Below are 19,385 nucleotides of genomic sequence, written 5' to 3' on the forward strand. Positions count from 1 at the left end.
CAATCATGACTAAGTATATATATGCGCTGTTGATCGGGGGCTTATCCTTAACGGCCACCTCCTGCAAAAAGGACCTGGCAGAGATCAACAAGAATCCTAATGCCGCGGAAAATCCTCAACCGGATTACCTGCTCACCGCTACCCAAAAAATAACCTCCGATCTCTATTGGGGCGCTGATAACAATTTCAATTCCACCCTGCTGCTCATTCAGCATTGGGCCAAGATCCAGTATACGGAGCCAGACCGGTATATTTTCTCCAATAGTAGTTTCACCTCCCTGTGGAGTACGGGCTATGCTACCAGCATTACCAACCTCAATACTATTTTGAAGATGCCGGACGCAAGGACGAATGTCAATTACAAAGGTGTTGCCACGATCTTGCGTTCCTGGATATTTAGCCTGCTTACTGATGCCTACGGTAATATACCCTATAAGCAAGCTGGTGATATACGCCAATACCTGACTCCGGAGTACAATACACAAAAGGAGGTCTACTTTGGATTGTTGGATGAACTGAAAGCGGCGGGGGCCTCTCTGTCAGCTTCCGGTGGCGCCATTGAGGCGATATTATCTATGGCGGCAATATTGCCCGGTGGAAGAAGTTTGCGAATGCTTTGCGTTTGCGCATCGCCCTCCGCATTGCTGACCGCGAGCCAGTCAAAGCAAAGGAGGTTATTAATGAGGTGTTAAATGATGCAGGCGGGTTGATTGCCGGTATTGACGAAGCTACCCGCTTTGCCTATACTACACCACCCCAGCAAAATCCCGTGGGGGCCTGGTTTGATACACGTGATGATTTTCGCATAGGTAAAACCCTGGTGGACAAACTCTATGGGTTGAATGATCCGCGCCTGCCCATCTTTGCCAACAAACCCACCGATCCATCTGTTACTAATTACGTGGGTGTGCCCAGTGGGTTAACGAATAGTGATGCCAATAACCTGGGCTTTGCTAAAACATCCAAGCCCGGTTCTTATTTTTCTGCGGCCACGGCTCCTGCAGTGATTGTAAGTTATGCTGAGGTGTTATTTGGCCGGGCCGAAGCATCAGCAAGAGGATTTACCACTGAAGATGCGGAAGCTTTGTACAACCTGGCCATTAAAGCATCCTTTAATCAATATGGGATTACAGATAATACTGTTATCAATAATTATACGGCCCAGGCTACTGTGAAGTATAATGCGGCCAATTATAAGAAGTCTATTGGCGAACAAAAATGGATCGCATTATTTGGCCAGGGCCTGGAGGCATTTGCTGAATGGAGAAGGCTGGATTATCCCCAGCTTGTAGCGGGCGCTGCCGGCACCCTCGATGGTAAGATACCGGTGCGGTTTATCTATCCCGGTTCCGAACAGGCACTGAATGGCGATAGTTACAAAAAAGCCGTCATTGACCAGGGTACCGACAATTTATTGACCAAATTATGGTTTGATCGGTTTTAATAGCTTTAAGCATATCACCTTGTATTACCTCACCCCTTAGGGCGAGGGACAAAAAACAAATACAATCTTGGGCTTTAGCCCAATGGATTAACAACTCAGCAAACAGAAAAATATATAAATTCGCTCCATGCACATTGTAGTAAGAAAAATTTGCTTTAGCCTGGTGCTGCTAGCCAGTTGGGTCCTCAGCAGTCAGGCGGCAGCGGAGGCAAAAACCTCCCTGAAACCCGGTATCTATAAAGCCGTGATCCATCGCGCCGATGGCCAACAGATCATTTTCAATTTTGAGGTAAAGCCTTTGAATGGTAAAACGGTGTTGTATGTGCTCAATGCTACCGAGCGTATGCTGGTAGATGATATCCGTCAAAAGGCGATTCTCTCTGGATCACGATGCCTTTCTATGATGCCCATTTTGCCACGGTGATCAAAGCCGATGGCCGCCTGGAAGGCAAGTTCATTAAGATCAGTGGTGATCGCCGGTCAGAGATCCCTTTTATGCTTTGCCAGGCAATAAAGAACGTTATCCCGTTTCAGCCAAATCGCCCTATAATATTTCAGGCCGATGGGCAGTTACTTTCGGAGAAGGCAAAGACGCCAGTCAGGCAGTAGGAGAGTTTCAGCAGGCTACTAATGGAAAAGTAACCGGCACCTTTCTTACCCCTACCGGCGATTACCGTTACTTAGAAGGAAGCATCTATGCCGATACCTTGAAACTTTCGGCCTTCGATGGCAGTCATGTGTACCTCTTTACTGCCAGGTTGGATAATGACAGCACCATTACCCGGGCTGTTTTTTATGCGGGTGCGGCTGGTACTGAAAACTGGGTAGCCCATAAAGATGCCAAGGCGCAATTGCCCGATGGTTTTGATGCAGTAAAACTTAGGCCAGGCGAAAGCAAACTGAATTTCCGCTTCCCTTCTACCGATGGCGACCAGGTATCTATCAATGACGAGAAGTATAAGAACAAGGTTGTTGTGATACAAATACTAGGTTCCTGGTGCCCCAACTGTATGGATGAAACACAGTTCCTGGTAGATTATTACAAGAAGAACAAGCACAGAGGTGTGGAGATATTGGGCCTGGCGTATGAACGTACTACAGAGTTTGAGCGGTCTAAGAAATCATTGGCTACCTTTCAAAAAAAGATTGGGTGTGAACTATCCTTTCCTGGTCACTACGGCTGCTGTTTCTGATCCTCAGCGTACCGAAAAAACGCTGCCGCAGATTGAACCTTTGCAAGGTTTTCCTACAACCATCTTTGTTGATAAGAAGGGCCAGGTGCGCAAGATCCATACCGGTTATGATGGCCCTGCCACGGGTAAGCATTATGAAGCATTTAAAAAGGAGTTTGAAGAATTGATCAGTTCACTCCTTGCCGAAAAATAAACCAGCGCAAAAGCGTGATACTATCGGGTTCCCTTCGAAACATATAGCGAAGGATAGGCATCCCGGTCGATGGCCATTTGCCAAGGCAGGTTCAGCAGTGCTTTATCTTTATGCGTAAGGTGTAAATGATAACTGTGCTGCGGTTGTGTTTGTACCGTTTGCCAAAATGCTTCCATTCCTTTTTGCTGGTGTAGTAATCCGCTCATGGTATCCGTAAGATCGGCCAGGTATTCAGGATGCAGTTTTTCCAGTCTTTTCAGTGTGGCCTGCTTTTCCTGCTGTTGCCAGCTTATCCAACTGCTGTCGGCTGCTTTGGCGGCAGTAGCCTGGATGGGAATGGGCGGAGCTGGTAGTTGTTGTTCTGACATAATACTTGCTTTTTATTCGCCCCTAAGTATTTCTTCATCGTGACCTGGTTGTATACCACCCGGCAGTTCAATGGTGATCCTTTTAAGACAGTAGTTTTGATGCCCATAAGGGCAATCAATTTGCACGGCCAGGGGGCGCTTTTTGTTTGGCGGCTTTCTTTACCGGGTGCTCAAAAGTTTTCCTGTTGATGCAGGGACAGGTTATGCTAAGTGTAATGGTTTCTTCCATGGCTCATTTTTATAAACCGGTCGGTATAAACAACGGGTTAAGATAGTAAATAATCCTTGTAAATTGTAGGGGCCGGATTATCTTTGGAAGCATGACTAACTACCAGCCAGCTTCCAACCGGTACGGTACCATGCAATACCGCCGTTGCGGTAAAAGCGGTATCCAATTACCTGCTATTTCCCTGGGCCTTTGGCACAACTTCGGCCATGTAGATGTATTGGAAAATTCCCGTAAAATAATACGCCTTGCTTTTGATAATGGCATTACCCATTTCGACCTGGCCAATAATTACGGCCCTCCCCCGGCAGTGCTGAAGAAAATTTTGGTAAGATATTGAGGGAAGACCTGGCGGGTTACCGCGATGAGCTGATCATATCATCCAAAGCTGGGTATACGATGTGGGAAGGCCCCTATGGTGATTGGGGTTCTAAAAATACCTGGTAGCCAGTTTGGATCAAAGTCTCCGGCGCATGGGCCTGGACTATGTAGATATATTTTATCACCACCGTCCGGATCCCAATACGCCCCTGGAAGAGACCATGAGCGCCCTGGACCATATTGTGCGACAGGGTAAGGCTCTTTATGCCGGTATTTCCAATTACCCCGCCGAAGAAGCGCGTAAGGCCATTACTATCCTACGTCAGTTGGGTACCCCTTGCCTTATTCATCAGCCCAAATATTCGATGTTTGTGCGTTGGGTGGAAGAAGGTTTGCTGGATGTACTGGAAGAGGAAGGGGTAGGTTGTATTCCTTTTCTCCCCTGGCACAAGGCCTGCTCACCAACAAATACCTCAAAGGCATACCTGCCGGTTCACGGGCTGCTAAGGAACATGGCTTTTTGAAAGAAGAAGAGGTTACCCCGGCACGTGTTACCCAAATACAACAACTCCATGAAATAGCTATGCAGCGTGGGCAGTCATTGGCCCAGATGGCCCTGGCCTGGCTGCTGAAAGACCAGCGTGTTACTTCTGTGCTTATTGGCGCCAGCAGTCCGGATCAATTGGCTGATTCACTGCAATGTTTGAAAAGTAAGCCATTCTCGGGCGATGAGTTGGAGAAGATTGAGCAGATATTGAAGTAAGTAATTGGTAGAGGGTATCCCGAAGGTCACCTTGTAAAAATGCCGGTGGTAAGGTTAAGCCTGTCGAAACCGCATTAATTGATATAAAGCATGTAACGGCTGTAGTCCTGTGCATGTTGAAGACGTTTTTGTAGTCATCCTGGATCAGGTTGAAAAGTAAGGGGATTATTTTGTGTAAAGGAAGTGTGTGCCCCGAGGCAATCAGGTTCATCATGGTGCTGGTAATTTCCAGTAAGGTGTTTGCAATGGCATAATATGGCTTGTTGTGACTACTTTTTGTATCCTACAGTGGGGCGTTTATTTAAGAAAATGCGCCTTTACTACCCTTCCGGTACCCCAGGACTACCCTAGGGGTAATGACTCAAAAGCCCTTCTTCTCCCACTTTAACAGTTTAAAAACTGTTTTTGCGCTATTTTCGCGCCGCCGGGAATTATGAAACAAGGTATGATCAGTAAGATATTGTTGAATTGGAAACAAGTAACCGTACGGACCCAGTTGTGTATACTGGGACTACTGTTCATCGTGTTTTGTAGTTTCACTACCCCACAGTATCAACAAGCATTGACTGGCGATCAACCTGGTTGGTCCCTGCACAACGCCACTACGGCCACGGATTACCTGGCCGAATCGCACCTGGCCTCCAATCCCAACAATGACCTTCATCTTACTGTTAGAAAACAGATCAAGGTAAAATGTGTCAAGAAATCTTCGCCACAGGATGCCCTGGCTGCAAAATGGACACAGGTTGACAATAGCCTCCCCTTTTCACCGAATGGTTATGATCAGGGCGCCCGTCCTGCCTATTATAGTTTCCTCTTTCGGTTTACTTTATTTTGATCCCCCTCATACGGATCGACCAATATGGCCATCCTGGAACTATACAGTCATTCCGGCTGTAATCCTTCCACTCCATTGCTCTTATCAACATTTTAACTGCCGGATTTTCAAACCAAGCAACTTCCGGAATTTACCTAACATTCAAAAAACGGGGCGGCCCAAAGAATTTCCGGACTCATAGCTTCCGGACTTTCCAACTTCCGGACTTCCCGACTTAATAATATGAAATGTCCATCCTGTAATGAGACTTTGCTCATGACTGAAAGAAACGGTATTGAAATAGACTATTGTCCTGTTTGCCGTGGCATCTGGCTCGATAAAGGAGAGCTGGATAAAATGCTCGAGTATGCGGAGCAAAAACACCATGCCGGCAAGGAGGATTACAATAAAGGCCAGGAACAGCATCCCGGTTATCAGCATAATCAACCCCCTTATTATAAGAACGATAACGATCATTACAAACACAACAACAACCATTATCCCAAACCCCATAAGAAAAAAAGGTTTCCTGGGTGAGCTGTTTGATTTTGATTAGGCATTCACAAACAAATTGGATCATTAAAACCTAAAGTAGTATGTCGGCATTGTTGGAACTGTTTCACAACCTTACGAACCCCGATTGGATCATGGCCCATGGGGGCTTATATTTTGTAGTATTTATCGTGTTTGCAGAAACGGGCTTATTTGCGGGCTTCTTTTTGCCCGGCGATTCGCTCCTGTTTATTACGGGTATGATCATTGCGCAGTCTGTGGCCCCCGGTACGGAACCTGTATTGAATTTGCTGTATTGGGTATTGCTCATTTCCGGGGCAGCCATTATTGGCAATTATGTGGGCTATTGGTTTGGTAAACGTTCCGGTGAAATGCTGATGAAAAGAAAAGACAGTTGGTTGTTCAAAAGAAATACCTGGTCCAGGCACAGGCTTTTTATGAAAAGAAGGGTGGGGGCGCCATTATGATCGCCCGCTTCCTGCCCGTAGTACGTACCTTTGCCCCCATCGTGGCCGGTATTGTCAAGATGGAACCCAGGAAGTTTTCGTTGTACAATATTCTCGGCGCCTGTGCATGGGCCGGCAGCATTGTAACCGCGGGTTACCTGCTCGGTGAAAATGCCTGGGTAAAGGCCAACCTTGATAAGATCATAATTGGTATTGTGGTCATCACTACTGCACCGGTACTGATAAAAATGATCACGGACCGGAAGAAAAAGAACCCCTCCCTGCCGAGTAAATAAAACAATAACAGATGGACCATTTTCTGATTCCCAATTTTGCCGACCCGGCAGTATGGATAAGCCTCCTGACCCTTTGTTTCCTTGAAATCGTATTGGGTATTGATAACATCATTTTCATCTCTATTGTAGCTGGCAAACTGCCGGAGGCACAGCAGCGCAAAGCCCGCAATACGGGCTTATTGCTGGCCATGCTCTTCCGTGTGCTGCTGCTGCTCTCAATTAACTGGATCATCAGTCTTAAAGAGGCGGTCTTTACCTTGCCTCAGGTAAAAGGACTTACGGATGGCCCGATTGGCCTTAGCTGGAAAGACCTCATCCTCATTGCCGGTGGAGTCTTCCTCATCATCAAAAGCACCCTCGAAATTCACCATAAGCTGGTCAGGAAAGAAGAAGGGGATAAAGAGAAAGGCGCTGGCAAAAAGGCTTCTATGTCTGTAGCTTCTGTACTGGGCCAGATCATCCTGGTAGATGCGGTATTCTCTTTTGATTCGATCCTTACGGCTGTAGGACTGGTAGAAAATGTGATCATCATGATCATTGCCGTGGTGGTGTCTATTGGGGTAATGATGCTGTTTGCCGGTCCTGTTACCCGCGTCATCAATAAACATCCTTCTTTGCAAATGCTGGCCTTGTCCTTCCTGGTTGTTATTGAGTGGTACTGGTAGCCAGTGGTTTTCACCAGGAAGTAAGCAAGAGCATTATTTATTCCTGCCTGGCTTTTTCACTGGGTGTGGAAATGCTCAATATCAAATTGCGCGGCAAGCAACAAAAGAATATTCAACTGAACGATGGCCAGGGTATGGCTGCTAAAGATCAGGCGGAGGCCAACAAGTAAAACGCCCGACCTTAGTTAATAGCCTGGTATTCGGTCCGGAAGGGTGAACTGTTCAAGCGGTGAATTCTATCACCGTTGGGTAATCCGCAATAGCCAATCTCTTTTGTTCCTCTTAGAATTTGATCTGCAATGGCTGTGAGACAAGTTTATTGTCTTTGTAGTACTCAAATACCCAGGCCCCGTTTTGTTTGAAAACAATGCCGGCTGAGGCACCTCCCTCTGCTATAAAATAATCGGGTTGGGAGGTTTTGAGCAGCGTTAATACTTTTTGGGTGTGGTATCGATCAATTGGTATCCATTGGCGGTTGCCTGTGCGTATAAGGTGCCCGTAGCTTCTGTTATAGCTACTGGTGTGGTGGCTGGTGCTGGTGCTGGAGCAGTTGCCGGCGGCGCTGGCGTTGGTGTCATGGTAGCTGGTGCTGGCTGCATGACTGTGGTGCTGTCATATTGATATGGTGTATTGTTCAGGGAGGTGAAAGCATCCCGTAAAGCGAGTGAGTAGGCAGCATCAAATTCTTTTTCCCTGCTTTTGCCTTCCTTGCTTTTGAAGATGATATTGCCCTGGCAGTCTTTGAGCAGCAGCGTAAGGTTGGTAACAAATAGCCCTCTTTTCTCCACCACTTCGGCTTTCAGTGCATTACACTTGTTGGCAGCTACTGCCGGGGTAAGTTGGTATTGCCCACAAAAGCCGTGAATCCTTTTTCTTCCAGTAGTATTTGGGTTAAACTATTCAACCGGTATTGGTTTTCTGATTTTGCAAAGTCATACTTTTCGGGTACCAGCACGTATTTGTAATTATTGAGCGTAGACTGTGAATAGGCGCTAAGGCTTATCAATGCTAAAACGAATAATGCAGCTGCTTTCATATCTTGCTTCTTGTGGTAGCGAATATACACAAAACTCCACTATCCTGGTTATCTCTATGGTATTCAAGGGTATTGCTGCCCAGCAACTTATCTGTCGGCTAAACCTTTTAACTGGTTCACTGATATGCCTGTAAACCTTATTACATTTGTAGCTTGTTATGCAGGATCAAAGTACCGGATTAAGGATAGAGGCGTCATCGACTATTAAACTGGCCATACCCATCGTAATTGAGAGCTGGCGCAGATGTCATTGCACATCATCGATGCTGCGATGGTGGGAGCCGTTAGTTACAAACAACTTGCAGCTGTTTCCCTGGTGCTGGCCACGGTGAATATCCCCTTTGTATTTGAATTGGCATGACCATCGCGGTATCGCAGATGGTATCCATGGCCAATGGGCGGTACGATTCAAAGCAGGTTTCCCATTATTTTTTCAATGGATTCATCCTTTGCGCGGTTTTCGCGATCATTATTTCTTTAGGCCTCGTATTCGGAAAAAATATCTTATACCATCTTGGGCAGGATCCGGAGGTCGTGCAGCTGGCCATCCCTTTTATGCAGCTCATGAGTTTCTCACTGATCCCCATGTTGCTATTCATGACACTCAAACAGTTTACTGACGGGTTGAGTTTACCAAAACAGCTATGCTGCTGTCCTTGTCTGCCCTTCCTGTCAATGTATTGCTCAACTGGTTGTTGATCTATGGCAATGCAGGATTTCCACGCCTGGAACTAATAGGAGCGGGGTGGGCTACGCTCATCACCCGGACACTCATATTTATTGTACTGGGCATCATTATACTAAAGCACCGGACTTTTAGAAAATATATAGCCGTTAGTAAAAGCCAGTGGAAGCTAAGTAAAAGACGATGGGCGAACTATTGCATATCGGTACTGCCAGCAGTCTGCAATTAGGTATGGAGGCCGGTGCATTTGCTGTTTCCAGCATCATTATCGGAACCCTCGGCGCCGTTACACTGGCAGCACATCAAATTGCACTCAGTCTTGCTTCTTTTACCTTTATGGTATCAATGGGGTTAGCACAAGCTGGGTCCATACGCGTGAGTAATGCGTACGGACGGGAAGACTGGCCGTTAATCCGGGTCATTGGTAAGAGCACGATCTTTACAGCCCTGGGTTATGGCATCTTTTGCGCCATCATTTTCTCCGTGCTGCGCAATGTGTTACCTCAATTCTTCAATAACGATGTGGAGGTAGTAAAACTGGCAGGATTGCTGTTGTTGTTTGCTGCGGTCTTCCAGATATCCGACAGTACGCAGGCGATCAGTGCAGGCTTGTTGCGTGGTATTAAAGACGTAAAAGCGCCTACTATTTTTATAACCATTGCGTATTGGGTGATCGGTATCCCTGTGGGTTACCTGTTTGCTTTTCATTTTGATCTTGGGGCGCCAGGCATCTGGCTGGGGCTTATTACAGGCCTTACATTCGCTTCGGGTTTTCTGATCCTGCGTTTCCGGAAGATGGCGCGTAAAAGCAACCTGATTCCATAGAGGAGGATTTAACGATTACGGTCTAAGCAATTTTTACAGGGCGCCGTATTGCTCATCACTCACTTTTTCCATCCACTCTACCACTTTTCCATCCAGGTTTTCCTGTATAGCTATATGCGTCATTCCACAGGTGGCGGTAGCGCCATGCCAATGTCTTTTATTTGGTGGAAACCATATTACATCGCCAGGATGTACCTCCTCAATGGGCCCTCCTTCCTGTTGTACCCAACCACAGCCGGCAGTAATGATCAACGTTTGCCCAAGCGGATGGGTGTGCCAGGCCGTTCTGCCCCTGGCTCAAAGGTTACATTGGCTGCTGCTGCGCGCCTTGCCTCATTGGCATCAAACAATGGGTCAATACGTACATTTCCAGTAAACCAGTCGCCCGGGCCTTTGCCGGAAGGCTTAGAACCTATTCTTGTAATGTCCATTATGAATGCTTTAAACTTATCTGATGAGATTAGCTAAAGTTAAAAAATGTATTTCATAAGCTGGTTTAAATCAATGGGGCCCTGGCTATTTGGGTCAGTACTTCTTAGTATAAATAAAAATGCCTGCAAGCATAGGCTTGCAGGCATTCATCAATAAATAAGTTAAATTAGAACTTGAAGGCAACGCCGATACGGGCATTGGTAGACCCAATGGCGCCGAGCTCAACAAAAGCTCCGATTTTGTCAGAAAAATAATATTTACCACCAGCCAGGATACCCAGGTATAAGCCGCTGCCATAGCTGGATTTAAGTCCTGTTCCGGAATAACCATCCTTCCAGCTGAAAGTGCGGTATCCAAGTGTAGCGCCGGCATACACATCGAACTTGTTATTTTCGATATTCAATAAGGTGTTGAAATGGTAGGATCCTCTTGCTCCGAAATACAAGGCCGTGAATTTGTAATCACCTAACCCTTTATACTTATGGGAGAGGTAGTCAAAATTAGCACCCACACTGATGTCATCTGTTATGCCCACTTCAAAAGAAGCGCCAAAAGGAATACCACCACTGTAATAAGAATTAAGACCCAGGCCAATATTCAACAATTTATCACCTTTGGAATAGGCTCCATTCTGAGCGAACAGAACTATTGAAAATAATAAAGTACCAGCTAATACACCAATTTTTTTCATGACTTCGTTTTAAAAAGGAAAAATTTCCCGCAAAAATATAGGGCGGACAGCTTGGTAACAATCCTTGGAAATCGTTATTCCAAACTACCGGTATCCAGGTAATTGACTGGTGTGGTAAATTATCATGACTCATGAAAGTTCCACCTGGCATATTCCATCAGAGAAACATGGGCCTTGTAGATTATGGGAGAAGATTATTATTTGGCTTTTGCTTTCTCTTTCGCGGCTGCTGCATTCCTTTTAATATAGTACTTGACAATTTTAGTGATCAGGTCCAATGGCATGGGTTTGTTGAGGGAAAGTGGACGGACCCCCTGCCCGTTTTGTAGGCTGCCAGGTCATTTTCAAAGCTTTTTACACCGGTAGGCGCGGGGAAGAAACCGATATGATTTTTGAAGGCGGCAAATAGTGCCAGGTGCCCGTTGAGTATAAATGCGGGCATTGCATATTTGATGTCTTCCTGTGCAGCAGGTGCAGCGGCCCGGACGGTGGTGCGGATCTGTTGTAATACAGCTTGTACCTCTTTTGGAAAGCCGGCAATATAGGCATCAATATCCGGGGCAGGGGCGCTTTTCATACTGGAAGCCATAAGTCAACTTTTGAGTGTAAGGTAATGATACAAATTTACTGCTTGTGCCGGTTTGCCGGCAGGGTAGAAGCGACAAAATAAGGGTCTCTTGCGACAATTCCTTACCACCTGCAAAACCCACAGTAAATCAACGGGTAACATCTGGCCGGGGCTAAGTCTGCCAGGCTGTACTATGTAAATAGCCTTCGTATGGAGAACCGGTCCGGGTAACCTAAATTTGCAATCACGACTATGCAAGATTCATTTTTCTTCCAGGCCATGCTTTACCTCGCATCGGCAGTTATTATGGTTCCCATCGCAAAGCGATTGGGGCTGGGCTCTGTATTGGGTTACCTCATTGCGGGTATTATTATTGGTCCCGCCTGTCTGAAACTCATTGGTAAAGAAGGGGAGGACCTCATGCATTTTGCCGAGTTTGGTGTCGTCATGATGTTGTTTGTGATCGGCCTGGAGCTGGAACCTTCCGCCTTTGGCGCCTCCGTCGCTCCATCCTGGGCATGGGGGTATGCAGGTAGTGCTTACGGCCATTGTAGTGGCTGGTATTACGATGCTGTTTAATGTCAGTTGGCGCGAAGCCCTGGCCCTGGGCATGATCGTTTCTCTTTCCTCTACTGCCATTGTATTACAGTCTTTGCAAGAGAAAGGATTGATGCAAACTGCCGCAGGTCAAAGCTCTTTTTCTGTACTCCTTTTCCAGGATATAGCTGTGATCCCCATGCTGGCCTTATTTCCCCTGCTGGCTGTCAATAGTGGCGACAGTAGCGGTAGCCACGCAGTTGCCCACAACAATGGATGGGTAGGTGAACTGCCTGCCTGGGCCCAAACGCTCATGACCCTGGGTTCTGTATTGTTTATCATTGTAGCGGGGCGCTACCTGATGCGTCCTTTGTTCAGGCTGATTGCCAAAACAGGGATGCGCGAAATGTTTACTGCCACTGCGTTGTTGCTGGTGGTGGGCATTGCAGTATTGATGACCTCAGTAGGCCTAAGTCCGGCCCTGGGCACCTTCCTGGCGGGGGTGGTATTGGCCAACAGTGAATACCGCCATGAACTGGAAAGTGATATTGACCCTTTCAAAGGATTGCTCCTCGGCCTCTTCTTCATTGCTGTGGGCGCTTCCATCAATTTTGGACTCATATTACCCCATCCTTTCCTCATATTGGGGTTGGTATTGGCTGTGCTTTTGCTTAAAATGGCGATACTGTTTGTGGTAGGGAAGTCATTTCGCATGAGTACTGCGCAGAATTTCATCTTTGCTGTTGGTCTTAGCCAGATCGGTGAATTTGCCTTTGTGCTCATCAGTTTTTCTTCACAGGGCGGTATCCTCTCCAAAGAACTGACGGATATCATGATGGCGGTAGTGGCCCTAAGTATGGCCCTTACCCCGTTGGTGATGATGGTGAATGAAAAATGGATCGTGCCCCGCTTGTGTGCCGTTACAGCCGCCACCCTCCAGGTACGTGAAAGTGATGTACAGGAAGAGAACAATCCCGTGATCATTGCCGGTTATGGCCATTTTGGCAATACGATAGGCCGTTTTTTGCGGGCCAATAAAATCAGTACTACGATCCTCGATACGGATAGCGACAATGTTGACTGGCTGCGCCGCATTGGGTACAAAGTATATTATGGCGATGCCAGCCGGCATAACCTGCTGGAAATAGCCGGGGCCCATAAGGCTAAGCTCATCGTGATCGCCATAGGCGATGGAAAGAAGAGGTTGGAGGTAATTGATACCATTAAAAACATTTTCCCAACCTGCAAATGTTGGTCCGGTCGTCCAATCGGTACGATGCCTACGACCTTATGAATGCGGGGATGCTGCATATTTACCGCGAAACCCTCGATACCAGCCTGCGGGTGGGTGTAGATGTGTTGAAAATATTGGGGTATACAGCCGATATTGCGGACCGTGCCGCCAAGACATTTTTACGCATGATGAAAAGGCGCTCAAATACCTGTCCACCATCCGCAATGATGAGGAATACATCAGTGCTGCCCGCCGTAATATGGAAGAATTGATCAGGCTGGTACAAGCCGACGGGGTAGTGCAGGAACCTTTTCATGAACTGCCTGCCGGGGTGGCCCCGCCACTGGTGGTTTGACAGCGGACGATCTTTCGGCCGAAATGATCAATGCAAGGTCTAACGCTGATGCAACCTATACAGGGGCCAGTTTTCCGGCTGGCGATGGCGTAGAAAAAGCCAGTAGTTAGTTGTAAGCAATTAGAGGGGCATCCCCATTCCCTACTAAATTGATAGAAAATTACTATCTTTCATCCTGATACGTATCCATTTTAACCTGTATTAAACAACATGAAAAAGATCTATTTAAGTGACGCAGGCCCCAAGGTATCACCGGCTATTTATGGTTTTTACCGGTGGCAGGAAGTTGACAACAAGGAAAAGGCCATGGAGAAAACGATCCACCTGTGCCTCGAACTGGGTATCAATACTTTTGATCATGCCGATATTTATGGCGGCTATGCTTGTGAAGAGCTCTTTGGCCATGTGATCACACAGGGTTCTATTAAAAGAGAAGACCTGGTCATCTTTACCAAATGCGGTATACTGGAACCACACGCTTCACGCCCTGATGTGCGCGTGCGCTATTGCGATACTTCCAAAGACCATATCCTGAAAAGTGTGGAAAGTTCTTTGAAGAAACTTAGGACTGACTATATAGATATTTTCCTGCTCAATAACCTCGATCCCATATCTAACCTGGAAGAAACGGCCCTTACGCTCCAACGTCTCAAAGAATCGGGCAAGGTGAAGAATATTGGTGTGGTGAATTTTTCTGTTTTCCAGCACCAGTTATTGGCGGCTCTTCTTAAAACGCCCCTGGTAACGAATCATGTGGAGCTGAACTTATTAAATACGACTGCCCTTGATAATGGGCAGGTAGATTACAGCAAGCAACGTTACATGCGTCCCCTGGCTTCGGCGCCTTTGGCTGCGGGGCAAATTGCCAATGGCCAGTCTGAACAGGCCGTACGGGTACGCGCCAAACTGCAGGAGATTGGTAAAAATACGGGGCCGACCAGGAGTCGATCGCCGTGGCCTGGCTGGTAAAGTTGGGGGCATTGCCGCTTATTGGTACTACCAGTGAACAAAGGATCCGCAATATTGCAAATGCTTTTAACATCGACCTGGACAACCAGGATTGGTACGAATTGTACAATGCCTCCAGGGGTGTATGATAGGCTAGTGGTGAGTGGCTCGCCTGTGGGCGGGCGGGTCTTTAAAAAGTGCTGCGTTTACAAAGCAGCCATTCAACTGTTTTTGCTAATACCACATATCAATGTCCAAGTAAAAAGTCTCCCCGCAATGGGAGACTTTTTTAATCAACAACAATGACGTTTACTTAACCTGTCACCTTGAGCTTGTTGAAAGGTAGACAGTGAAAATGTTAGTTTTAGAAGACGGTTTCGACAGGCTCCTTTAGGCCAGGGTGAGCCGCCCTAGGGAGGGCGACCCACCCTTCGACAAGTACAACCTGACAGAAGTATGCATAAGTAAACGATATTTATTTACGTTCTCCCTCCGGCAATATCAGTAATGGTATATCACTTTTAAAGATCATGGCCTTTGTATTGCTTTTGAAGAACCATTTTTCCAGGAGGGTATGTTTATGTGGCACCATAGCCAGCAGATTGATCTGCGCTGCATGGATAAAGAAATCCAGCGCTTCTGGTACGCTCTTGTTTTGTGTATAGGTATATTCTGTTTCGAGTGTATTGGGCAGGCGGTTTAGCTTAGCAGGCCGGTGCAATAATTCATAAACTTCTTCAAACCGGTCTCTGATCACGCGTACAATGTATAGTTTAGAATGAAAACGTTCGCCAATGGTAGCCAGGCTGTCCAGTGTTCGTGAATCCGTTTCAGGTGCTATATCACTGGCCAGGGCTATTTTATGGGGAGGTCGATAACTGGCTGTTTCGGGTACTACAATGAGGGGTAGTGTGGAGGCTTGTGCCAATTCTGTAACTGTACTGCCAAAGAATTGCCGGAAGGTTTTGCCATGGTTTTTCATGCCGCTGATGATCATATCAGCTCCTTGCGCTACAGCGGTTTCCAGGATGGTCCTTGCAGCGGGTCCTTCACCATATAATAGTTCAATATCAACTTCACTTTCATTAATGGCCAGGAGGTGCTGCCGCAGCCGGTCTTCCACTACTTTCTTCGTGTCGGTTTCAGCTACAAGCATTGCTGTATCTACCCCAGCCAGCACCTGCACCTGGTAAGCATGAAATAGGATGACCTTTGCGCCGAAGGGTTTGGCCATGGCCAGGGCATATAATAAAGCATTGTGAGCTGCATTGGAGAAATCGGTAGCAACGAAAAGTGTTTTCATATCTCCTGGATTTTCATCAAAGATACTACACCTGCCACCGTTTGGTACTGAGTTTACTCAATAATAGCCTTGATAAGCATCAGGCGGCTGCCCCCATTTGCTCCATTTTATAAAAACGCTCCAGGTTTACACGCATATTCCATCCTGACCATGGATAGTTCGATTACAAGAACATATTGCGTAATTTGTTGTAAACACTATTCTTATGATGGGGCGCCTGAAAGGATTTTATAGAAAGAGTTTGATGGCCAGGAGTTTTTTCAGGTCTTTGATGAGGTAGTCTATCCCGGCGTCTTGTTCGTTGACAACAAAATAGCAACCTCTCCCTTCTGTGTGTGCCGCTGATTGCTGGATGATTGTTTTGGTAGCTGATGAAATACTGCTGTCCAGGGCTTCTCCTACTGCTTTTTCGCCCAATACCAGCAGGATTACGAAATACTGATCGCAGGGGATGGAGTATACGATCACCCGTTTATGATATCTCAGGCGAATATGCCAACCTACCTTGCTGTTGAAGTACCACAATTCCTCTGTCCCCGGCCTGTTTTGAAACACATAATCTCTAATGTCTGACCATTGATCATAAGTCCTATCCAGGGCATCCCGGAATAGTTTATGCACAGGCTTTTTGGCCTGGTCAGTGTAGATACTGGTGTACAAGCTAATGGGTTTAAGGAATTATGTAACGGATGAATGATAGCTTATAGTGTGAACTCGTTGCATAAATACTGTTGATTTGGAAAATTTTCGGGCTAAACCTGAGAATGATCAGGTTGTCGATTGACAGGGATCCTACACCAATGGAAGGGCCAAGGCTTATGTACTTCAAACTGCACCAGGGTTGGAATCATTTCCTGATGAAAGTGATACAACCGGGTGTTGAATGGAAATTAACCGGCCGACTCACCTGCAATCAACCCGATTTTCTGGCGGATCTGGGATGAACCCTGCAAAAGCCGCAGGAAAAGAAGAAGGCTTAAGCTTATCAGTAAAATTATTGACAGTTCTTTCTAAAGTAAGCTGTTACAGACGCTACAATGGCAGAAATGTCCGCATGATAAAAGCCGGCGCCATTCATACAGCCACATTCAACAATATAATAGGCATCTCCGCAAAGGCAGATATCCATTACAAAAATATCGTGCGGGGTATATTCCTTGCATCTGTCTTCTGCGAACGTTTTCACAGCGGTCGGGCAACCGGCTTCTTTGGTTAGCTTAAAGTATTCCCGGTATTTCGATGCCGCAATTATTTGCTTATTCACTATCCAAAGGCGCCACTCGTATTGTATATTATAGGGCTCTGATACAACGATTCTTGTATCCAGGTTCAGGTTCAAATTCTCTATCGACGCCAGTTGCTGGTACCAGCCTGCTATCTCACTGAATTTTCTCACTTCTCCTGAAAATGATTTGTCATCGTTATTGGGCCTGATAAATAACATTTTTTCACTATCATGATCACGCTCCATAAGTTCCTTAAAGGTGATGATCGAGGCTTCAAAATTGAGCATATGCTTACCCCAGTGTTCAATATAGTTTTCCATTGAAAAAGCCACCGGGTCAAAAAATAACCCTTTTCTGTCTTGCACACGCTCATGGATAAGGCCCGTAAAAGTGGTTGATCCGTAATAAACGTTGCAAGGCTTTATTTCAAAGGCTGGTAATTCATCCGTAAAAGGAATAATATTTACCTCTATACAATTCACATTGATAAGCTTACATGCCTCCCTTAATCCATCTAAATCGTTGGGGTTGGTTACATTCTTTTGGACGATCCATTGCACGGTATTGGTAGCCTGTTCCATTGATCAAAAATAGGGGTTAGCGTGTCTTCATCAGCAACTCAAATGAAAAAGGATGTATCGTACCCGATACACCCTCTCTCCCTTGGATATTCTGCCCACTAAAAGTTATTTCCACTTACCCATCCTCACAATCGAATAGATCGCGGTTGCAATATCCTATGGGGTATCCCACCACAGTGGTGTCAGTAACCGGTATTTCTCCGAATTATCACCTACTGCTTGTGGATTGCGGTTTTGTTCATTCGTTTCATAGATCATGGCCCGTATCCATTGATTGGGATTGGCTACGTCGAATATCACATTGTTGATATTGGCTGGTCTTCTCAGTGAAGGGCCGTAGATGGCTGTACTGAAATCCATACGCCGCATATCAACCCAGGTTTCGGGGTTGAGACATTGTGTAATGTATTTCTGCCGCATGATATGGCTTAGCCCCTGTGTGAGGTTGTCAAAATGGGTACTTAGCCCATCGGCATCCTGGGCAGTCCAGTAGGTATTGATCTCGGCGGTGGTAACACCCAGCTTGCGCATATTGGCGGTGACGCCTTCGCGGTAAGCAGCCAATGCATCGGGTTTGCTGCCTGCCCGTAAGCTGGCTTCTGCCTGTATCAGCTTCACCTCAGAATAGGTGATAAAAGGGAAAGGTGAAATGGTATTGGTATAATAGCCACTCTTACTAAAGGGCCCATAGTCGGCTTCATTGGTAAAGGTGCCACTGCCATCCATGCCACCTGCCAGTCCTGCGCCGGACCTCAAGCCACGGTATTGCCCATCGGAAGTAGCGGGCTTCATGATGCGGCTGATGCGGGGGTCCTGGTAACTGGTTTCTGTAACCGGGAATTTAGTGAGGATGTTGACAAAGAACTGCGACCAGGTAAAATACCTGGGATTGGTCAGGTCTGTAAAACCTCCCCAGCTCGACCAGGGGTTTTCATCTGTTTGCTGGGCTCCGGCAATATAGGCAAACTGGGCATCCATGCCATCTGCATTGAAAGCATTGTTACAAGCAGCAATGATGTTGGCGCTGTTGTACTGGCTGCCTTTTTAGACAGGTGGTTCATATACCTTGCCCGTAAGCTCCAGGCCAGGCGTTTCCATTTGTTCACATCGCCCTGGTACATAATGTCACCACCACTGAAATTCAGGGGCGTGGTATTGACGCCATCAAACTTGGTAACAGCATCTGCCAGCAGTGAATCAATATAGCGATAAACGGTGGGCCCATCGTCCATTTTTGGCAGGAGGTTGATCTGTGCATTGCCATCATAAAAATCGCGGGCTACGATGGAGCCATATTGGTCGGCCAGCATACCCAGGTTGATGGCCAGTAATACCTGCCCGGCTCCTGCAAAATGCAGGTTGTTTTCTTTTGCCCAGCACGATCAGGTCCATACAATTGGGCATGGTAAATACATAAACATTTTGCCAGAAGAAGTAGCTGGCGGTGAAGCGCCAGGTTTCTGCATTGCGGTTGGTACCTGTGAGCAATTTGGTGACGCCGTATTGGGTTACCCCGCTATTTCCCGTTCGCCCCGCCACATGGAAGCGCCATTGGTGGTGGTGATGGCGCCCACCAACCGGTTATGGGCCGGCAATGCGCTGGGGTTATTGGGATCTTTGTTTACATCCAGGTATTTTTGCAGGAGCTGGCCGTTAATAAGGCCATGGCCAGTATGGTATAATTGAGCTTGGTTTTTATACTTTTCATAATCGGTAGTT

General features: G+C 46.6%; 34 protein-coding genes and 1 pseudogene. 23 read left to right on the plus strand and 12 right to left on the minus strand.

The features are described 5' to 3' along the window. The first annotated feature begins 5 nt into the window (after nucleotides 1-5). The 5 genes from RS881_RS11740 (at nucleotide 6) to RS881_RS11760 (ending at nucleotide 2,830) form a co-directional block, all read left to right on the plus strand. Complete coding sequence (locus RS881_RS11740) at nucleotides 6-692, plus strand: SusD/RagB family nutrient-binding outer membrane lipoprotein (RefSeq protein ID WP_315821239.1); 687 nt, start codon at nucleotides 6-8, stop codon at nucleotides 690-692. Next, nucleotides 623-1,444 carry a SusD/RagB family nutrient-binding outer membrane lipoprotein gene (locus RS881_RS11745; RefSeq protein WP_315821240.1) on the plus strand — a complete coding sequence of 274 codons (822 nt, stop codon included), beginning with the start codon at nucleotides 623-625 and terminating at the stop codon, nucleotides 1,442-1,444. The genes RS881_RS11740 and RS881_RS11745 overlap by 70 nt, the downstream gene beginning before the upstream one ends. Nucleotides 1,445-1,571: 127 nt before the next feature. Beyond that, the gene (locus RS881_RS11750; protein WP_315821241.1) at nucleotides 1,572-1,868 is read left to right on the plus strand and encodes a hypothetical protein; all 297 of its coding nucleotides are present in this window, start codon (nucleotides 1,572-1,574) and stop codon (nucleotides 1,866-1,868) included. A gap of 76 nt (nucleotides 1,869-1,944) precedes the next feature. After that, entirely contained in the window at nucleotides 1,945-2,637 is a 693-nt protein-coding gene (locus tag RS881_RS11755) for a peroxiredoxin family protein (RefSeq protein ID WP_315821242.1), read from the plus strand. Continuing rightward, a complete protein-coding gene (locus RS881_RS11760; RefSeq protein WP_315821243.1) occupies nucleotides 2,597-2,830 on the plus strand; it encodes a TlpA family protein disulfide reductase in 234 nt (77 codons plus the stop codon). Before RS881_RS11755 ends, RS881_RS11760 begins: the two co-directional genes overlap by 41 nt. Before the next feature lie 20 nt (nucleotides 2,831-2,850). On the opposite strand, the gene RS881_RS11765 is transcribed toward RS881_RS11760, so the two are convergent. After that, complete coding sequence (locus RS881_RS11765; RefSeq protein WP_315821244.1) at nucleotides 2,851-3,198, minus strand: hypothetical protein; 348 nt, start codon at nucleotides 3,196-3,198, stop codon at nucleotides 2,851-2,853. A 320-nt stretch (nucleotides 3,199-3,518) separates the two neighbouring features. On the opposite strand from RS881_RS11765, the gene RS881_RS59325 reads away from it, so the two are divergent. The 8 genes and pseudogenes from RS881_RS59325 to RS881_RS11800 all read left to right on the plus strand — a co-directional run bounded on the left by RS881_RS59325 (nucleotide 3,519) and on the right by RS881_RS11800 (nucleotide 7,415). Further along, nucleotides 3,519-3,764 (plus strand): aldo/keto reductase, encoded by a 246-nt coding sequence (locus RS881_RS59325; RefSeq protein WP_350340115.1) that lies wholly within the window; start codon nucleotides 3,519-3,521, stop codon nucleotides 3,762-3,764. A gap of 133 nt (nucleotides 3,765-3,897) precedes the next feature. Next, nucleotides 3,898-4,508, plus strand: a pseudogene (locus RS881_RS59330) (aldo/keto reductase). 445 nt (nucleotides 4,509-4,953) lie between these two features. Then, nucleotides 4,954-5,346 (plus strand): hypothetical protein, encoded by a 393-nt coding sequence (locus RS881_RS11775; protein WP_315821245.1) that lies wholly within the window; start codon nucleotides 4,954-4,956, stop codon nucleotides 5,344-5,346. 255 nt (nucleotides 5,347-5,601) lie between these two features. Beyond that, entirely contained in the window at nucleotides 5,602-5,862 is a 261-nt protein-coding gene (locus RS881_RS11780) for a TFIIB-type zinc ribbon-containing protein (protein WP_315821246.1), read from the plus strand. A gap of 59 nt (nucleotides 5,863-5,921) precedes the next feature. Beyond that, complete coding sequence (locus RS881_RS11785) at nucleotides 5,922-6,305, plus strand: DedA family protein (RefSeq protein ID WP_315821247.1); 384 nt, start codon at nucleotides 5,922-5,924, stop codon at nucleotides 6,303-6,305. Next, the gene (locus RS881_RS11790; RefSeq protein WP_315821248.1) at nucleotides 6,302-6,580 is read left to right on the plus strand and encodes a DedA family protein; all 279 of its coding nucleotides are present in this window, start codon (nucleotides 6,302-6,304) and stop codon (nucleotides 6,578-6,580) included. Before RS881_RS11785 ends, RS881_RS11790 begins: the two co-directional genes overlap by 4 nt. An 11-nt stretch (nucleotides 6,581-6,591) precedes the next feature. Next, nucleotides 6,592-7,245, plus strand: a complete 654-nt coding sequence (locus RS881_RS11795; protein ID WP_315821249.1) for a TerC family protein — start codon at nucleotides 6,592-6,594, stop codon at nucleotides 7,243-7,245. Beyond that, nucleotides 7,233-7,415 carry a hypothetical protein gene (locus RS881_RS11800; protein ID WP_315821250.1) on the plus strand — a complete coding sequence of 61 codons (183 nt, stop codon included), beginning with the start codon at nucleotides 7,233-7,235 and terminating at the stop codon, nucleotides 7,413-7,415. The genes RS881_RS11795 and RS881_RS11800 overlap by 13 nt, the downstream gene beginning before the upstream one ends. Before the next feature lie 258 nt (nucleotides 7,416-7,673). On the opposite strand, the gene RS881_RS11805 is transcribed toward RS881_RS11800, so the two are convergent. Both RS881_RS11805 and RS881_RS11810 read right to left on the minus strand, forming a co-directional pair. After that, entirely contained in the window at nucleotides 7,674-8,036 is a 363-nt protein-coding gene (locus tag RS881_RS11805) for a hypothetical protein (RefSeq protein ID WP_315821251.1), read from the minus strand. Between the two features lie 32 nt (nucleotides 8,037-8,068). After that, nucleotides 8,069-8,281: a hypothetical protein gene (locus tag RS881_RS11810; RefSeq protein WP_315821252.1), complete on the minus strand. Its 213-nt coding sequence runs from the start codon at nucleotides 8,279-8,281 to the stop codon at nucleotides 8,069-8,071. A 387-nt stretch (nucleotides 8,282-8,668) separates the two neighbouring features. Here RS881_RS11810 and RS881_RS11815 point away from each other — a divergent pair, with 387 nt between their 5' ends. From RS881_RS11815 to RS881_RS11825, 3 genes are read left to right on the plus strand one after another with little or no spacing between them, the layout of a single operon-like run. Then, a complete protein-coding gene (locus RS881_RS11815) occupies nucleotides 8,669-8,980 on the plus strand; it encodes an MATE family efflux transporter (protein WP_315824447.1) in 312 nt (103 codons plus the stop codon). Next, nucleotides 8,938-9,195 carry a hypothetical protein gene (locus tag RS881_RS11820; RefSeq protein ID WP_315821253.1) on the plus strand — a complete coding sequence of 86 codons (258 nt, stop codon included), beginning with the start codon at nucleotides 8,938-8,940 and terminating at the stop codon, nucleotides 9,193-9,195. Before RS881_RS11815 ends, RS881_RS11820 begins: the two co-directional genes overlap by 43 nt. After that, nucleotides 9,150-9,791, plus strand: coding sequence for an MATE family efflux transporter (locus tag RS881_RS11825; protein ID WP_315821254.1), 642 nt, complete (start codon nucleotides 9,150-9,152; stop codon nucleotides 9,789-9,791). The genes RS881_RS11820 and RS881_RS11825 overlap by 46 nt, the downstream gene beginning before the upstream one ends. A gap of 33 nt (nucleotides 9,792-9,824) precedes the next feature. Here the strand turns inward: RS881_RS11825 and RS881_RS11830 are convergent, their stop codons facing one another. From RS881_RS11830 to RS881_RS11845, 4 genes are all read right to left on the minus strand, one after another. Next, complete coding sequence (locus RS881_RS11830; protein ID WP_315821255.1) at nucleotides 9,825-10,043, minus strand: cupin domain-containing protein; 219 nt, start codon at nucleotides 10,041-10,043, stop codon at nucleotides 9,825-9,827. Then, nucleotides 10,040-10,222 carry a cupin domain-containing protein gene (locus tag RS881_RS11835; protein ID WP_315821256.1) on the minus strand — a complete coding sequence of 61 codons (183 nt, stop codon included), beginning with the start codon at nucleotides 10,220-10,222 and terminating at the stop codon, nucleotides 10,040-10,042. Before RS881_RS11835 ends, RS881_RS11830 begins: the two co-directional genes overlap by 4 nt. 167 nt (nucleotides 10,223-10,389) lie before the next feature. Further along, nucleotides 10,390-10,914 (minus strand): hypothetical protein, encoded by a 525-nt coding sequence (locus tag RS881_RS11840; protein ID WP_315821257.1) that lies wholly within the window; start codon nucleotides 10,912-10,914, stop codon nucleotides 10,390-10,392. Between the two features lie 268 nt (nucleotides 10,915-11,182). Next, a complete protein-coding gene (locus RS881_RS11845) occupies nucleotides 11,183-11,503 on the minus strand; it encodes an iron chaperone (RefSeq protein WP_315821258.1) in 321 nt (106 codons plus the stop codon). Nucleotides 11,504-11,734: 231 nt separating this feature from the next. On the opposite strand from RS881_RS11845, the gene RS881_RS11850 reads away from it, so the two are divergent. The 5 genes from RS881_RS11850 (at nucleotide 11,735) to RS881_RS11870 (ending at nucleotide 14,705) form a co-directional block, all read left to right on the plus strand. Further along, nucleotides 11,735-12,061, plus strand: a complete 327-nt coding sequence (locus RS881_RS11850) for a cation:proton antiporter domain-containing protein (RefSeq protein WP_315821259.1) — start codon at nucleotides 11,735-11,737, stop codon at nucleotides 12,059-12,061. After that, the gene (locus tag RS881_RS11855) at nucleotides 12,009-13,313 is read left to right on the plus strand and encodes a cation:proton antiporter domain-containing protein (RefSeq protein WP_315821260.1); all 1,305 of its coding nucleotides are present in this window, start codon (nucleotides 12,009-12,011) and stop codon (nucleotides 13,311-13,313) included. Before RS881_RS11850 ends, RS881_RS11855 begins: the two co-directional genes overlap by 53 nt. Further along, a complete protein-coding gene (locus RS881_RS11860; protein ID WP_315821261.1) occupies nucleotides 13,310-13,525 on the plus strand; it encodes a hypothetical protein in 216 nt (71 codons plus the stop codon). Before RS881_RS11855 ends, RS881_RS11860 begins: the two co-directional genes overlap by 4 nt. 293 nt (nucleotides 13,526-13,818) lie before the next feature. Further along, the gene (locus RS881_RS11865) at nucleotides 13,819-14,577 is read left to right on the plus strand and encodes an aldo/keto reductase (RefSeq protein WP_315821262.1); all 759 of its coding nucleotides are present in this window, start codon (nucleotides 13,819-13,821) and stop codon (nucleotides 14,575-14,577) included. Continuing rightward, the gene (locus tag RS881_RS11870) at nucleotides 14,562-14,705 is read left to right on the plus strand and encodes a hypothetical protein (protein ID WP_315821263.1); all 144 of its coding nucleotides are present in this window, start codon (nucleotides 14,562-14,564) and stop codon (nucleotides 14,703-14,705) included. The genes RS881_RS11865 and RS881_RS11870 overlap by 16 nt, the downstream gene beginning before the upstream one ends. Nucleotides 14,706-15,031: 326 nt before the next feature. On the opposite strand, the gene RS881_RS11875 is transcribed toward RS881_RS11870, so the two are convergent. Beyond that, nucleotides 15,032-15,859 carry a universal stress protein gene (locus RS881_RS11875; RefSeq protein ID WP_315821264.1) on the minus strand — a complete coding sequence of 276 codons (828 nt, stop codon included), beginning with the start codon at nucleotides 15,857-15,859 and terminating at the stop codon, nucleotides 15,032-15,034. Between the two features lie 228 nt (nucleotides 15,860-16,087). Beyond that, nucleotides 16,088-16,519: a DUF3788 family protein gene (locus RS881_RS11880; protein WP_315821265.1), complete on the minus strand. Its 432-nt coding sequence runs from the start codon at nucleotides 16,517-16,519 to the stop codon at nucleotides 16,088-16,090. A gap of 104 nt (nucleotides 16,520-16,623) precedes the next feature. On the opposite strand from RS881_RS11880, the gene RS881_RS11885 reads away from it, so the two are divergent. Further along, nucleotides 16,624-16,803, plus strand: coding sequence for a hypothetical protein (locus RS881_RS11885; protein WP_315821266.1), 180 nt, complete (start codon nucleotides 16,624-16,626; stop codon nucleotides 16,801-16,803). A gap of 50 nt (nucleotides 16,804-16,853) precedes the next feature. Here the strand turns inward: RS881_RS11885 and RS881_RS11890 are convergent, their stop codons facing one another. From RS881_RS11890 to RS881_RS11900, 3 genes are all read right to left on the minus strand, one after another. Next, complete coding sequence (locus tag RS881_RS11890) at nucleotides 16,854-17,666, minus strand: ATP-grasp domain-containing protein (RefSeq protein WP_315821267.1); 813 nt, start codon at nucleotides 17,664-17,666, stop codon at nucleotides 16,854-16,856. 156 nt (nucleotides 17,667-17,822) lie between these two features. Continuing rightward, on the minus strand, nucleotides 17,823-18,644 hold the full coding sequence (locus RS881_RS11895) for a SusD/RagB family nutrient-binding outer membrane lipoprotein (protein WP_315821268.1): 822 nt from the start codon (nucleotides 18,642-18,644) through the stop codon (nucleotides 17,823-17,825). Continuing rightward, nucleotides 18,560-18,976, minus strand: coding sequence for a SusD/RagB family nutrient-binding outer membrane lipoprotein (locus RS881_RS11900; RefSeq protein WP_315821269.1), 417 nt, complete (start codon nucleotides 18,974-18,976; stop codon nucleotides 18,560-18,562). The genes RS881_RS11895 and RS881_RS11900 overlap by 85 nt, the downstream gene beginning before the upstream one ends. Here RS881_RS11900 and RS881_RS11905 point away from each other — a divergent pair. After that, nucleotides 18,951-19,352, plus strand: a complete 402-nt coding sequence (locus RS881_RS11905; RefSeq protein WP_315821270.1) for a hypothetical protein — start codon at nucleotides 18,951-18,953, stop codon at nucleotides 19,350-19,352. The genes RS881_RS11900 and RS881_RS11905 overlap by 26 nt on opposite strands. The last annotated feature ends 33 nt before the right edge of the window (nucleotides 19,353-19,385 follow it).

This window comes from Paraflavitalea speifideaquila, from assembly GCF_032395985.1.
GTDB lineage: Bacteria > Bacteroidota > Bacteroidia > Chitinophagales > Chitinophagaceae > Paraflavitalea > Paraflavitalea speifideaquila.

What these genes read in the sequence shown, in the direction of transcription:
- RS881_RS11740 (WP_315821239.1), top strand. Translation starts at nt 6, where the DNA reads ATGACTAAGTATATATATGCGCTGTTGATCGGGGGCTTATCCTTAACG.
- RS881_RS11750 (WP_315821241.1), top strand. Translation starts at nt 1,572, where the DNA reads ATGCACATTGTAGTAAGAAAAATTTGCTTTAGCCTGGTGCTGCTAGCC.
- RS881_RS11765 (WP_315821244.1), bottom strand. Translation starts at nt 3,198, where the DNA reads ATGTCAGAACAACAACTACCAGCTCCGCCCATTCCCATCCAGGCTACT.
- RS881_RS59325 (WP_350340115.1), top strand. Translation starts at nt 3,519, where the DNA reads ATGACTAACTACCAGCCAGCTTCCAACCGGTACGGTACCATGCAATAC.
- RS881_RS11775 (WP_315821245.1), top strand. Translation starts at nt 4,954, where the DNA reads ATGATCAGTAAGATATTGTTGAATTGGAAACAAGTAACCGTACGGACC.
- RS881_RS11780 (WP_315821246.1), top strand. Translation starts at nt 5,602, where the DNA reads ATGACTGAAAGAAACGGTATTGAAATAGACTATTGTCCTGTTTGCCGT.
- RS881_RS11785 (WP_315821247.1), top strand. Translation starts at nt 5,922, where the DNA reads ATGTCGGCATTGTTGGAACTGTTTCACAACCTTACGAACCCCGATTGG.
- RS881_RS11790 (WP_315821248.1), top strand. Translation starts at nt 6,302, where the DNA reads ATGATCGCCCGCTTCCTGCCCGTAGTACGTACCTTTGCCCCCATCGTG.
- RS881_RS11795 (WP_315821249.1), top strand. Translation starts at nt 6,592, where the DNA reads ATGGACCATTTTCTGATTCCCAATTTTGCCGACCCGGCAGTATGGATA.
- RS881_RS11810 (WP_315821252.1), bottom strand. Translation starts at nt 8,281, where the DNA reads ATGAAAGCAGCTGCATTATTCGTTTTAGCATTGATAAGCCTTAGCGCC.
- RS881_RS11815 (WP_315824447.1), top strand. Translation starts at nt 8,669, where the DNA reads ATGGCCAATGGGCGGTACGATTCAAAGCAGGTTTCCCATTATTTTTTC.
- RS881_RS11825 (WP_315821254.1), top strand. Translation starts at nt 9,150, where the DNA reads ATGGGCGAACTATTGCATATCGGTACTGCCAGCAGTCTGCAATTAGGT.
- RS881_RS11835 (WP_315821256.1), bottom strand. Translation starts at nt 10,222, where the DNA reads ATGGACATTACAAGAATAGGTTCTAAGCCTTCCGGCAAAGGCCCGGGC.
- RS881_RS11840 (WP_315821257.1), bottom strand. Translation starts at nt 10,914, where the DNA reads ATGAAAAAAATTGGTGTATTAGCTGGTACTTTATTATTTTCAATAGTT.
- RS881_RS11845 (WP_315821258.1), bottom strand. Translation starts at nt 11,503, where the DNA reads ATGGCTTCCAGTATGAAAAGCGCCCCTGCCCCGGATATTGATGCCTAT.
- RS881_RS11850 (WP_315821259.1), top strand. Translation starts at nt 11,735, where the DNA reads ATGCAAGATTCATTTTTCTTCCAGGCCATGCTTTACCTCGCATCGGCA.
- RS881_RS11855 (WP_315821260.1), top strand. Translation starts at nt 12,009, where the DNA reads ATGCAGGTAGTGCTTACGGCCATTGTAGTGGCTGGTATTACGATGCTG.
- RS881_RS11860 (WP_315821261.1), top strand. Translation starts at nt 13,310, where the DNA reads ATGAATGCGGGGATGCTGCATATTTACCGCGAAACCCTCGATACCAGC.
- RS881_RS11865 (WP_315821262.1), top strand. Translation starts at nt 13,819, where the DNA reads ATGAAAAAGATCTATTTAAGTGACGCAGGCCCCAAGGTATCACCGGCT.
- RS881_RS11875 (WP_315821264.1), bottom strand. Translation starts at nt 15,859, where the DNA reads ATGAAAACACTTTTCGTTGCTACCGATTTCTCCAATGCAGCTCACAAT.
- RS881_RS11885 (WP_315821266.1), top strand. Translation starts at nt 16,624, where the DNA reads ATGATCAGGTTGTCGATTGACAGGGATCCTACACCAATGGAAGGGCCA.
- RS881_RS11890 (WP_315821267.1), bottom strand. Translation starts at nt 17,666, where the DNA reads ATGGAACAGGCTACCAATACCGTGCAATGGATCGTCCAAAAGAATGTA.
- RS881_RS11895 (WP_315821268.1), bottom strand. Translation starts at nt 18,644, where the DNA reads ATGGATGCCCAGTTTGCCTATATTGCCGGAGCCCAGCAAACAGATGAA.
- RS881_RS11905 (WP_315821270.1), top strand. Translation starts at nt 18,951, where the DNA reads ATGGAGCCATATTGGTCGGCCAGCATACCCAGGTTGATGGCCAGTAAT.
- RS881_RS11900 (WP_315821269.1), bottom strand. Translation starts at nt 18,976, where the DNA reads ATGCTGGCCGACCAATATGGCTCCATCGTAGCCCGCGATTTTTATGAT.